We start from the raw sequence: 12,528 nt of genomic DNA, 5'->3' as shown, positions 1-12,528 counted from the left end.
CTCCTTATTTCACAAAACGATCGGTTACGTACTGGCTGTAATCCGTCGCCACCGCGGGCACTTTGCCCTGCTCTTTCAGGAAGGTGGCGGTATCAACAATCGCTTTGTTTACCGGCCCGGTCAGCTGCTGCACCTGCTGCGCGGGGGTCAGATAGGTATTGCCCTTCACCAGCCCCGGCACGTCCGCTTCCGGCACGCCGCTCAGGCGGGAGAGTTTTTCCAGGTTAGCGGGCTGCTTCAGCCATTCATCAGGATTGCTGATGTACGGCTGCTGGGCATCAATCGCGCTTTTGGCGAAGGCTTTCACCACCTCAGGATGTTTCTCGGCGAAGTCTTTACGTACGACCCACACGTCGAGAGTTGGCGCCCCCCACTGGCCCACTTTTTCGGAGTCGGTCAGCACGGTGCCGTCTTTTTCCAGCTCGTTCACGGCCGGTGCCCACACATAGGCCCCGTCAATGTCGCCACGCTGCCAGGCCGCGATAATCGCCGGCGGCTGGAGGTTGATAATTTGTACCTGCCCCGGCTTGATGCCCCAGTGTTTCAGCGCCGCCAGCAGGCTGTAGTGGGTGGTGGAGATAAACGGCACGGCGATGCGTTTGCCGATCAGGTCTTCCGGTTTGGTGATGTTTTTCTTCACCACCAGCGCTTCAGAGTTACCGAGCTGCGAGGCGAGCAGGAACACCTCAATCGGCACCTGCTGGCTGGCCGCAACCGCCAGCGGGCTGGAACCGATATTGCCGATCTGCACGTCGCCGGAGGCTAGCGCACGCACCACGGACGCGCCGCTGTCAAACTTGCGCCAGTCGACTTTCGCGCCGCTCTCTTTGGCAAAGGTGTTGTCCGCCTGCGCGACTTTCGCCGGTTCCGCAGAAGTTTGATACGCGACGGTGACGTCCACCGCCTGCGCCTGAAATGCCCACAGCGCCAGTGCGCCGAGTAGTGTGATTCGCGATGAAATTGCCATAGTGCCTGCTCCCCTTGTTGTTATGAGGGCAGTATTTCCAACGCGGGAATTTTGATAAAGGAATAAAAATGAATCGCTCATAACGATTCGTTTTTAGATAAAAAGCGGGAAAGGATAGTTGGTTTTGTGCGGTTCGTTTTTTCCCCTCTCCCCGTGGGAGAGGGTCAGGGTGAGAGCATCAGCGCTGCGCGTTCAGCTCAGCAATATCCTTCGGCGTGGTGCGACAGCATCCGCCAATCAGCTTCGCGCCGGCTTCCAGCCACTGCGGCAGATACCCCGCCAGCGTCTCGCACGCTTCACCGTGGTGGTGCCAGGTTTTGGTCACTGCGTCATAATGCTCGCCCGAGTTCGGGTAGACCACCAGCGGCAGCGGCGTCAGGCTTTGCAGATGCTTCAGCGCGGCCGTGGTGTTTTCCAGGGCGATACAGTTAATGCCCAGTGCGACAATGTGCGGCGAGTTTGCCAGCACGCTGACCACGTCACGCAGCGGCGTGCCGTCGCTCAGGTGCTCGCTGTCCCGCAGGGTAAAGGAGAACCACGACCGGGCGCGGGGATACCCGGCCAGAAGCGCCGCCAGCGCCTTAATCTCGGCAAACGAGGGCAGCGTTTCGCAGGCCAGCAGGTCAGCGCCCGCGTCCAGCAGCGCTTCAACTCGCGGGCGGTGGAAGTCGGTAAATGCTTCCGCACTGCGCACGTAGTCGCCGCGATACTCTGAGCCATCCGCCAGATACGCGCCGTATGGCCCAACGGATCCCGCCACCAGCAGCGTGCCCGCATGCGGATTTTCAGCCAGATACGCTTCACGCGCCTTACGCGCCAGCTCCACGCTTCTGCCAATCAGCGCCCGGGATTGCGCCTCGTCGAGGCCGCGCGCCGCAAAGCCAGCAGGCGTGGCCTGATAGCTGGCGGTGATCGCCACCTGCGCGCCCGCGCGGTAGTAATCAAGGTGCACTTCACGGATAAGCTCCGGGTTTTCCATCAGCACTTTGGCAGACCAGAGGCTGTCTGCCAGGTTACAGCCGCGCGCTTCCAGCTCCGTCGCCATCGCGCCATCCAGCACCACAAACGGCTGTTTTTCAAGGAGGGCGGTAAGCGGATTATTCTGCGACATGTTCGGGCTCCTGCGATGTCATATTTCGGGTCAGGTAGTAGGCACCATAACACAGGGCGACAAACGGGATCCCGCAATAAAGGGCAATGCGCTGGCTTGGGTCAAACCACAGGCCGACACAGGCCACCACGCAGAGGATAAACCCGAGCACTGGCACAAGCGGATACCACGGCGCGCGGTACTGCAGCGCAGAGAGCGGCTGCCCGGACTGCAGATGGCGACGACGGAAAACGAAGTGCGACGCGCAGATGCTGATCCACACCGCCACCACCGCAAAGCCCGAAATTGCCGAGAGCGCCACGAACACCGTGTCCGGCGCCACCACGCTTGAGAACAGCGCCAGCACGCCGCCGAGCATAGAAACCGAGAGCGCCGTCAGCGGTACGCCGTTTTTGTTCACCCGGGCAAAGCAGCGCGGCAGCGTTTTCTCATTAGAGAGCGACCACAGCATGCGCCCGGAGGCGTACAGCCCGGAGTTCGCCGCCGAGAGGATCGCCGTCAGGATCACGAAGTTAAAAATATCCGCCGCGTAAGGAATACCGACCTTTTCAAACACCAGCACGAACGGGCTCTTTTCCACGCCCGCCTGCTGCATCGGGATCAGCGCCGCCAGCACAAACACGGTGCCGATAAAGAAGATGATGAGGCGCGCAATGGTAGTGCGGATCGCGACCGGAATCACCTTGTGCGGATTTTCAGTTTCCCCCGCCGCAATACCGATGAGCTCGGTCCCGGAGAAGGCAAAGTTCACCGCCACCATGGTCATCAAGATCGGCAGGCCGCCGTGCGGGAACCAGCCTTCGGCGGTAATGTTGCTTAAGCCCGGCGCGGGTGAACCATCCTGCATCGGGATAAAGCCAAAGACCGCCGCGCCACCCAGAATAATAAAGGCGATGATGGTGATGACTTTCACCAGCGAGAACCAGAATTCGCCTTCAGCAAAGAAGCGCGTCGAGATGACGTTCAGGCCAAAAATCACCACGCAGAAGACAACGCACCACGCCCAGACGGGCACCTGCGGGAACCAGTACTGCATGCAGAAACCCGCGGCGGTGAAGCTCGAGCCGAGCGCCACCGTCCAGGTGAGCCAGTAGAGCCATGCCACGGTGTAGCCCGTCGCCGGGCCAAGATAGCGAGCGGCATAGACGTGGAACGCGCCGGTTTCCGGCATCGCTACGGAAAGTTCGCCCAGACACTGCATCACCAGCCAGACCACCAGCGCGCCTATCAGGTACGCCAGCAGCGTGCCCGCAGCCCCGGTCGTGGAAATGATGTAGCCGGTATTGAAGAATAACCCTGTCCCAATCACGCCACCCAGCGAGAGCATAATCAGGTGGCGTGTTTTCATGGTGCGCTTAAGCTGCCCATTTTCTTGTTGTGTTTGCATATTACCTTCTATACGTATGGACATCTAAACATCCAAAGAAGGTGTGTTATACCGCGATTGTTAATAAAAAGCTAGATGACCAGACGCAAACGGGCGCGCCGCGCGCTGAGTCTGGGGTGGGTTGTGAGGATCACATAGAGAATCGGACGCCAGGCCATAAGCACCTCCGCAAGCAGATACTTACAGCATGGTGCGGGAAAAGGCGAACTTCGGTCAGTCGAAAGTGGTATCCGTGAAGAGCGGAGTCATACCGCAACACTGCCCGGCGCAAGGGTTGGTAATTCTCACAATCAGTTCTATAGTCGACACTGCTTATTCGTTACCAGGAATCACTATGCGCTTTAATGGACTGACTAAAGGTTTCTTTATTTTCATTCTCGCCCTCGTCACCTGGGCCTTCTTCGACGTGCTGTCGCCCTACTTCTCCGCCATTCTGTGGGCCGCCATTCTGACCGTTATCTTCAATCCGGTAAAAAACAAGCTGCGCGCCGCGCTGGGGGATCGCAACGGGCTGGCCTCGCTGTTGACCATCGGTATTATCTGCCTGATCGTCTTTATTCCGCTGATGGTGATCCTCTCCTCGCTCGCCATTGAGCTGAACGTGGTTTACACCAAACTGCAGGAGAACAATACCCAGTTCCCGGAAGTGGTGGCGAGCATCTTCAACCACCTGCCTGACTGGGCCAGCGGCTTCCTGGCGGATCACAACCTGACCAACGCGGCGCAGATCCAGAAAAAACTCTCCGATGTTGCCCTACAGGGCGGGCAATATCTCGCCGGCAGCGCGTTCCTGATCGGCAAAGGCACGTTTGGCTTTGCGATTAGCTTCGGCATTATGCTTTATCTGCTGTTCTTCCTGCTGAAAGACGGCCCGTATCTGGTGCGCCAGATCCTCGACTCTCTGCCGCTGTCTGATTTCGCCAAGCAGCACCTGTTCGCCAAATTCGTCGGCGTGTCGCGGGCCACGGTAAAAGGTACGGCGGCGGTGGCGGTTGTTCAGGGCATCCTCGGCGGGATTGCGTTTGCTATTGCCGGTATTGACGGCAGCGTGCTCTGGGGCGCTCTGATGGCCTTCCTTTCCCTGGTGCCCGCCATCGGCTCGGCGATTGTCTGGGTGCCCGCCGCAATCTTCCTGTTCGCCACGCACCAGATCTGGCAGGGGCTGTTTATTGTCGGCTTCTTCGTGATCGTCGTCGGACTGGTGGACAATATCCTGCGCCCGCTGCTGGTCGGAAAAGACACCAAAATGCCGGACTACCTGATTCTGATCTCCACCCTCGGCGGCATGGAGCTGTACGGCATTAACGGCTTTGTGATTGGGCCGCTCATTGCCGCGCTGTTTATCGCCTGCTGGAACCTCTTCTCAGGGCGCGATCACGAAGGTAACGCCGAAGAGCTGGACCCCGACTTCATCGAAGAAGGAAAAAATCCTCCAGATTTGTAAGGACGTGACGATAAAGACCACACCAGGCGGCACTGAGCCGCCTTTTTTTTCGCCTTAAATCAGACGTTTTCTATAATTTGAAGAACGCCATCCTACTCATGTCGTAAAAGGATCATCTGGTGCGAATCGCGACGATAACAAACTGGGCCTATGGGGCCACGGTCTGCCTGACCATCGCCTCCGGCATCATCATGCTGATGGCGTCCAATGCGGATAACCTCGAGCGCCAGGCCGTTGAACAACGGCAGAAATTTGATCAGCTGACGGAAGATATTGAAACCGATATCTGGGCGCAGTCTGATTTAGCACGGCTGTACGTCATCAAAAAAGATCCTCAGGCTCTCAAGGAATATAACCAGGCAGAAAACAGTCTGAAGCGCATCGAGCTTCGGCTGGAAAAGCTGCAGGATAATGGCGCATCGGATGAAGAACTGGCCCTGCTGCATGAAGGAATAAAGATCGTCGATGAGCTGCAGGACGAGCAGCGAACCGCCCTCGCCAGCCTGGAACGCGGAGAAGACGCCCAGGCCGTTGCCTTACTCTATGGTCAGCCCTATGAGCAGGAGCTTGAGCGCGCGCAGAATCAGCTCGATCACTTCCGCCAGATACTCGATAAGCGCGTCATCGCCGCCGTTCAGGAGGCGACAAAAAAATCGAAAGCGCTGCGTACCGCCTCTGAGCTGACGGTCGGCCTGACCGCCCTGCTGTTCCTGTTTGTGCTCGGCTTTATATTAAAACGCCGCGTGCTCCGCCCCGTGGTCCGCCTGAGCGACGTGGTGCACCGTCTGGCATCCCAGGATTACGCGGTTGAAACGCCCAATTTCAACCAGATCGATGAGATAGGCGATATGGCCCAGGCCATCAGCATCTTTCGTGAAAACGGCCTGGCGCGGCAGCGTCTGGAAAAAGAGCGCGATGCCGACTGGGCCATCCGCGAGCTGCTGGCGCGCATGACCCAGCGGCTGCAGGGGTGTGAGAACTTTAACGATGTGATTAACGTGGCGGAGCTGTTTGCTCCCAACATCGCGCCGGGGATCGCGGGCCGACTCTACGTCCTTGATCGCGAACCGTGGCAGATGCGCTGCGTCGCGCAATGGCTCTCGCCGGTTGGGGAAGAGACGACGTTCCATCCGGACGAGTGCTGGGCCGTGCGTCGCGGGCAGAGTCACCCGCCGGTGAACGGCGAGCCGGATATCGCCTGCTACCATCTTCCGCCATCCCAGGCGGAAAGCGCCCTTTGCGTGCCGCTTATCGCTCAGGGCGAGGCCATTGGCCTGCTCTCCTTCCAGAATATCACAGCGGACAATGCCCCTTCTCGCGCGTATCTGGAACTGATGGCCGAGGCGCTCGGCCTGGCGCTGGCCAACCAGCGTCTGCGCGACGCGTTGCTGGAAAAAGCGTTGTTTGACCCGCTCACCGGCCTGCGTAACCGTCATCATCTGGAAGATACCCTGCAAACCCAAACGGCGCAGGCGATACGCACTGGCGTACCGTTAAGCTGCATGATGATTGATATTGACCACTTCAAGAGCATCAACGACCGTTTCGGCCATGAAGCGGGCGACCTGGTGATTAAAAGCGTGGCGTCAATTGTTCAGCGGGCCGCACATGATAACGGGCTGGCATTCCGCTACGGGGGCGAGGAGTTTCTGGTGCTGCTTTCCGGTGCCGATGAAGCAGAAGCGTACGCCTGCGCGCAGAAGATTTACACCGGCGTGCATGAGCTGTCGATTCGCTACGGGCTGACCGAGATTGGGCCGGTGGACGTGTCGATTGGTATTGCCAGCTACCCACAACATGCCCAGACCGACAACCTGCTGCGCGCTGCGGATGTGGCGCTATACCGGGCAAAAGAGCTGGGACGCGCGCGGATTGTGAGTTTTGGGATGCTGGAGGCGGGCTGACGCTGATTCTCGCGCCCTGACTTTCCCCGATTCAGGCGCGCGTGATAGCCCAAAGCACCACAATCCCCAGGGCATTGCTCCGCTTTTCCACATACAGGGTGGTATCGGAATAAACGTTACCCTGCGGGTTACAGATGCGGATCTCCTTCTTTAATTCCGGCTCGTAGACTTCCGCACCCGAGCAGCTGTGGCGGGTACTGGACTCATACCGGTAAGGTTTGCTCCAGGCCGAATAGACCCCCTCCAGCAGCCAGGCCGTTGTAAAGACCACGAACATGGCAACCGGCAGGCTGCAAATAAAGAAGCCGAGGTAAATTTTTACCGCGTCAGCAAGGCGCTTACCTTTCAGTCTCCCCTTTCTGATGAAATAGACCATCGGCACCAGCGCCAGCAGCAACGCCCCACAGGCAAGGTACTGCTCCCCGCGGATCGAAAGGTATGTCACGCGGTAAATGTTGACTGACCAGACCACAAAACCCGATATCAGTGCTATCCCGCCCGCGATGAGAGGGATCCAAAAGGAAAAACGCGCTTTTTTCATGGTGGACTCGTCCTTGTCATTCTTGTCGGGTCAGAAGGTCAATCATTGCCCGGGTGGCTGCTGACTGACGTCGGTGCGGGGCAAACAGCACGGAGAAAGGTCGCGATCGTCCCCGAAGGTGCGGCAGCACCTCAACTAACTGGCCGCGCTCTATTCTGTCGCGAACGATAAATTCATAGCTCTGGCAGATCCCCATCCCCTGCTCCGCCAGCGAAACCACGCCGAGTACATCGTCTGATATTTCGATAGTTGAGGCCGGTATCCAGTCAATATCGCGCCCTTCGTCATGAAATACCCAGGGGGCGATACGCCCGGTGCGCGGCATGATAAATGGCAGGCACTGATGGCGCTGCAGCTCTTCCAGCGTCCGAGGCTTTCCTCTCCGATGCAGGTAGTCCGGAGAGGCGACCAGAAGCAATGCCGCGTCTTCCAGCTTACGCGCCACCAGCCCGCTGTCAGGCAACTGCCCCAGACGGATCGCCAGATCGAACCCCTCTGCGATCAGGTCAACGTTGCGATTGGTAATGTTCAGCTCCACCTGAACGCGCGGATATTGTTGGGTAAAGCGAGCCAGCAGCGGCGGCAGGCGGTAGTGGGCATAGGTGGTCGGGACACTCATTCTCACGCGACCGGTCAGATCCCCCTCCTGACCCCGGCCAACGCGTTCGGCGTCATCGAGCAGAGAAAACGCTGAGCGAGCCTGCTCAAGATAGACGCGTCCGGCTTCGGTCAGCCCCACCCGGCGGGTCGTGCGCTGTAACAGCTGCCGTCCAAGACGCGCTTCCAGGCGAGTGACCGCGCGGCTCAGTACCGAAGGGGTGGTTGAAAGGGCAACCGCTGCGCCCGTAAATGAGCCGTGTTCAACCACAGCAATGAACACTTCAACGTCGCCCAGGTAATCGAATTTCCGGCTCATTTTGCTCTCTCAGGAACAAATGTTTTTCAATTTGGCTAATTTATCTCCCGTTGGGCGATGAGTAAAGTGGCCAGCATTCATCACCTGAACGTTCCACTGGAGCCTGTCAATGTTCAACCGCCCCCTTATTCTGCCCGCCATCGCAATGGCGGCGCTGTTCTCTTTCCCGAGTGTTGTCAACGCGGCGAAACACGCGCCTCTGGAGCGCTGGCGAAGCTATGCCGGTGTGAGCTGGGATACCGCTCAAGACGGAAAGATACCGGCGGCGTTCTCCGGTTCGGTCAATGCCCCTATTGCGGGTATCCACTTTGATGCAAAGGACCGGGCCTTTGTCAGCACGCCCCGGCTGGTTTCCGCCGCAGCACCCGCCACGTTAAGCATTCTGGATACAACGGTACAGTCCGGCCCTGCCCGACTGACGGCGTTTCCATCCCGCGAGGGGAATGCGGTGAACACCGATCCCTCTCAGAGCCTGCGTAACGTGCTCGGTTTTTATATTGACCGTAAAAACGGCTGGCTTTGGGCGCTGGACATGGGGTTTGTTGCAGGGGAAACAGAGTCCCCCGTGGGGTCGCAAAAACTGGTCGTGCTGGATCTCAGTTCAGGCCGAACCATTAAACGTATCGCCCTGGACGGCGTAGCGGACCGCAAGGCAAGTTTCCTTAATGATGTGGTTGTCGATGAGAACCGCCGTGTCGCCTATATCTCCGACAGCGGCTCGCGGAGTGCTCCTGAAAACCAGGTAGGACTAATTATCGTTGATTTCGCCGCCGGTATGGCTCGACGCGTGCTCGATCGTCATCCTGCGCTGCAGATTGAGCCTGGCGTTAACGTCGTCTCGCACGGGGCTGAAGTCTGGCCTGGTAAACCATTACTGATAGGTATCAATGGCATTGCGCTTTCACCCGATGCGGGCACGCTGTACTGGACGGTGACAACCGGCACGCGCGCGTATGCGGTACCGACCGCGATACTGAGGCAGCCCGCGTCAACCGATGCGCAAATTGCCGGGCAGATCCGCAATCTGGGGAGCGTGGGGGGCAACACCGACGGAATGGTGACAGATGTAAAAGGTAACCTCTACATTACCGATGTCACACGCAATGGCATCGTCAGATACGATCCTGAGAGCCTTTCCATGTCGCTGATTGCGGCAAGCGAAGAGGTGCGCTGGCCAGACACGCCGGCAATCCGTCCGAACGGAGACCTGGTATTTACCTCGAGTCGCCTCAATGACCACTTCGCGGGAGCCGTTAAACCGGGAGAAGAACGCTATGATTTGTGGCGCTTGCCTCTCAGTGCTTTACAAAAATAAGAGCAAGTAAACCAGGAGCCCAGCATAAATGGGCTCATAATTTCAGATGATTTTATTTCCTTAAAAGCTGCACGTGATGTCTTTCTCCCGCTCAGAAGGAAGTGGTTAAGATTACGTTCCAGGGAATTGTAGTGAGGCGCGTTTTACTTCGCGCTTCACCGAAGTAACGCACGTTTGCACAAAGTAGGCTGGGCCTCCGCTACTCAAAGGATAAAAAATGAAAACCCAGCAGGTCGATTTTGCTTCTTTATATTTTGGTACACCGGTCGCCATTATCTCCAGCCAAAATCCTGACGGTTCAACAAACCTGAGCCCGATCTCGTCGTGGTGGATCCTTGACCGGAATATCGTGTTCGGGCTTGGCACCTCCGGAAAGTGTTATGAAAATATCACGGGTAATCCCGATATTGTCCTGAACATACCGGACAGCAGGCTCTGGCAGAATATTGAAGCTATCGCAAATAAAACGGGAAAAGCATCGCCACCGGAATGGAAGAAAAAGATGGGATATGTTTTTGAACAGGACAAGTTTAGCTGCGGAAATTTCCATAAAGTAAATGCGGTAACGATTAACTCGTTGAGAATTAAAGAGTGTCCTGTACAAATAGAGGCTAAAGTTTGTGGAAGATCGGCGCTGACCGGTTCGCAGGGGAGCCTGGTGTCCGTTGATGCCATGATAACCTGCGTCCACATATCTGAAGTATTATTAATTCGTACTCAGAGGGGTGTAAAATTTAATGTGGAGAAATGGAACCCCTTCTATTACATATTTCGCCACTATTTCACGCTGGGTCACCGACTCGGTCAAAATTTCCGACACGATGAGTAATCCGGTCTTATGACAGCGGAAAGATTTAAACTTTTCGTGATATTCTTTCTTTACGCCCCTTAGTTCCTATACTCGAGCCATATTCGCCACTGTATTACCACATGTCATGCACGATACGTTGTGCATGACAGGTGATGGTATTTTGTTCTGGAAAAACGTCTATGTCGAAACTGGATTTGAGGTCCAAAAAAACCTGGGGTGCGCTGGCTGCGATCGCCGTTGTCGCCGGTACGCTGGCTTCTGCTTTTGCATGGACGGCGGGCTGGCTTGGGTCACGCACGGTCAGCCAGGCACTGGTGGGTGAAACACCGAAACCCTTCCCGCCAGGTTTTCGTCGCGCGCATGGAAAAGGCATCTGCTTTGCCGGTACCTTTACGCCAAACGGCTCGGCTGATTCCCTTTCAACCTCCCGCCTCTTCTCGCAGCAGGAAGTGCCCGTGGTGGGCCGATTCTCTATTGGTACTGGCGATCCCCATGCCCCGGATAGTACGACCAAAACCCTGAGCATGGCGCTGTTGCTGAAGACAGATGACAAGCAACAATGGCGAATGGCGATGAACAACGAGCCTTTCTTCGCCACGCACAGCCCGGAAGGTTTTCTGGCCTTGCGAAAAGCCACTGCTGTTGATGCAGCCACCGGAAAACCGGACCCGCAGCGTCTCAAAGACTTTTTAAAAGCGTACCCTGAGGCGGAGAAATATCTTAAATGGGCGGCACAAAAACCCGCGCCCGGCAGCTTCGCGGGCGCGACGTTTTACAGCATTAACGCCTTTTACCTTGTGAACGCGCAGGGGGATCGCCAGGCCGTTCGCTGGATGATGCGTCCGCACGAGCCTTTCCTGTCGATAAGCGATGAAGAACGACAGAAAGCCGATGACAACTTCCTGTTTGAAAACCTGCGTCAGCGCCTGGCGCAGAAGCCGCTCTACTGGGATTACGTTTTGCAGCTCGCACAGCCGGGCGATCCGGTAGACGATCCTTCCCAGCCATGGCCGGACGATCGCAAAAAGATGGTGGCCGGCACGCTGGAAGTGACGCGCGTCGAAGCACAATCCACAGGCGCGTGCCGCGACGTTAACTTTGATCCTTCTGTCGTTCCAGCAGGCGTTGCGGTGTCTGATGATCCCATCTTAAACGCACGCTCCGCTGCCTACTCCCACTCTTTCAGCCGCCGCGAGCGGGAAATCGGCTACGGCAAGGCCACCGAAGCCGTGCAAAAGCAGGAGGTAAAATGAGCTCGAATAAAGATATGCGAGAGCACGCGCCGCAGCATTTCAATATCCTGGCGCGAAGCCTGCACTGGCTGATGGCGGTGATGATCCTGGCGATGCTGTTCATCGGTGTCGCGATGATGACGTCGTTGCATCACCGGATTTGGTTAATCGACCTGCACCGGCCGCTGGGTGTCGCCATTTTACTGCTGGCACTGGTGCGTCTGGTCAACCGGCTTCTTAGCCGGACGCCGCCACTTCCTGCCGACTTGCCCGTCTGGCAGGTGCTTGCCGCAAAGGCATCACACTGGATGCTGTATGGGCTAATGCTGGCAATGCCGCTGCTGGGTTGGGCGCAACTGTCGGCAGTCGGCCTGCCGATTGTGATGTTTGATGGCGTCAACCTGCCGGCGATTGTCCCGACCAGTTCAGCACTGTATGCCTGGTGTCACGACGCCCATAGCCTTCTGGCAAAGCTGCTTTTTGCTGTGGTGCTGGTCCATCTCTCTGCGGCACTCGTTCATGCATGGATCTACCGGGACGCAGTGTTTTCCAGCATGGCGAAAGGGGGTAAGTCGGCGACGGCAACCGAGGATGGCCTCAAGTAAGCAAAGCGGAATGGGACACGCACAATCAGAATGTTCGTGTCCTCGCTTATCAACGTCATCCTGAAACTACGGTCACAACCGGGGCGCGTATTTAGTCTCCAGATTCGCGTCCCAAAAAGCCACGGACATCCAAAAATTGTCGTGGAAGTTAATATCAATCAATTAAAGCGATTATTTTTTAAACAGAAGAGCATTTATGCCCGCAATTTTAGCTTTTATCAAAAAGTTAAGCGTCGCTCGAGTATCAAACACCCTGCCACCTGCAACACCTAACTCATTGATTAAAATGAGTTTA

At 56.9% G+C, this 12,528-nt stretch carries 11 protein-coding genes; 6 read left to right on the top strand and 5 right to left on the bottom strand.

Going from position 1 to position 12,528, the window contains the following annotated elements:
* Positions 1 to 4: 4 nt before the first annotated feature.
* The 3 genes from tauA to mmuP all read right to left on the bottom strand — a co-directional run bounded on the left by tauA (position 5) and on the right by mmuP (position 3,465).
* Positions 5 to 967: a taurine ABC transporter substrate-binding protein gene (gene tauA, locus ELK40_RS05190; RefSeq protein WP_001018397.1), complete on the bottom strand. Its 963-nt coding sequence runs from the start codon at positions 965 to 967 to the stop codon at positions 5 to 7.
* 178 nt (positions 968 to 1,145) lie between these two features.
* Entirely contained in the window at positions 1,146 to 2,078 is a 933-nt protein-coding gene (mmuM, locus tag ELK40_RS05185; protein ID WP_127729723.1) for a homocysteine S-methyltransferase, read from the bottom strand.
* Positions 2,065 to 3,465: an S-methylmethionine permease gene (mmuP, locus tag ELK40_RS05180; RefSeq protein ID WP_008503244.1), complete on the bottom strand. Its 1,401-nt coding sequence runs from the start codon at positions 3,463 to 3,465 to the stop codon at positions 2,065 to 2,067. The genes mmuM and mmuP overlap by 14 nt, the downstream gene beginning before the upstream one ends.
* A 334-nt stretch (positions 3,466 to 3,799) precedes the next feature.
* Between mmuP and ELK40_RS05175 the strand changes: the two genes are divergently transcribed.
* Both ELK40_RS05175 and ELK40_RS05170 read left to right on the top strand, forming a co-directional pair.
* Positions 3,800 to 4,909: an AI-2E family transporter gene (locus ELK40_RS05175; protein ID WP_024906767.1), complete on the top strand. Its 1,110-nt coding sequence runs from the start codon at positions 3,800 to 3,802 to the stop codon at positions 4,907 to 4,909.
* A gap of 119 nt (positions 4,910 to 5,028) precedes the next feature.
* Positions 5,029 to 6,813, top strand: coding sequence for a diguanylate cyclase (locus ELK40_RS05170; RefSeq protein ID WP_115874313.1), 1,785 nt, complete (start codon positions 5,029 to 5,031; stop codon positions 6,811 to 6,813).
* 31 nt (positions 6,814 to 6,844) lie between these two features.
* Here ELK40_RS05170 and ELK40_RS05165 read toward each other — a convergent pair whose 3' ends face one another.
* Positions 6,845 to 7,354: a hypothetical protein gene (locus ELK40_RS05165; protein WP_115874312.1), complete on the bottom strand. Its 510-nt coding sequence runs from the start codon at positions 7,352 to 7,354 to the stop codon at positions 6,845 to 6,847.
* Between the two features lie 16 nt (positions 7,355 to 7,370).
* Positions 7,371 to 8,270 carry a LysR family transcriptional regulator gene (locus ELK40_RS05160; protein ID WP_127729721.1) on the bottom strand — a complete coding sequence of 300 codons (900 nt, stop codon included), beginning with the start codon at positions 8,268 to 8,270 and terminating at the stop codon, positions 7,371 to 7,373.
* 109 nt (positions 8,271 to 8,379) lie between these two features.
* On the opposite strand from ELK40_RS05160, the gene ELK40_RS05155 reads away from it, so the two are divergent.
* From ELK40_RS05155 to ELK40_RS05140, 4 genes are all read left to right on the top strand, one after another.
* On the top strand, positions 8,380 to 9,585 hold the full coding sequence (locus ELK40_RS05155; protein ID WP_127729719.1) for an L-dopachrome tautomerase-related protein: 1,206 nt from the start codon (positions 8,380 to 8,382) through the stop codon (positions 9,583 to 9,585).
* Between the two features lie 217 nt (positions 9,586 to 9,802).
* On the top strand, positions 9,803 to 10,414 hold the full coding sequence (locus ELK40_RS05150) for a flavin reductase (protein ID WP_127729717.1): 612 nt from the start codon (positions 9,803 to 9,805) through the stop codon (positions 10,412 to 10,414).
* A 161-nt stretch (positions 10,415 to 10,575) separates the two neighbouring features.
* The gene (locus tag ELK40_RS05145; RefSeq protein ID WP_127729715.1) at positions 10,576 to 11,649 is read left to right on the top strand and encodes a catalase family peroxidase; all 1,074 of its coding nucleotides are present in this window, start codon (positions 10,576 to 10,578) and stop codon (positions 11,647 to 11,649) included.
* Complete coding sequence (locus ELK40_RS05140; protein ID WP_127729713.1) at positions 11,646 to 12,233, top strand: cytochrome b; 588 nt, start codon at positions 11,646 to 11,648, stop codon at positions 12,231 to 12,233. The genes ELK40_RS05145 and ELK40_RS05140 overlap by 4 nt, the downstream gene beginning before the upstream one ends.
* The last annotated feature ends 295 nt before the right edge of the window (positions 12,234 to 12,528 follow it).

The organism is Enterobacter sp. N18-03635 (genome assembly GCF_004006055.1).
Classification (GTDB): Bacteria; Pseudomonadota; Gammaproteobacteria; order Enterobacterales; family Enterobacteriaceae; genus Enterobacter; species Enterobacter vonholyi.
The sequence above is the reverse complement of the archived record's forward strand: the minus strand, read 5'-3'. Positions and strand labels throughout refer to the sequence as shown.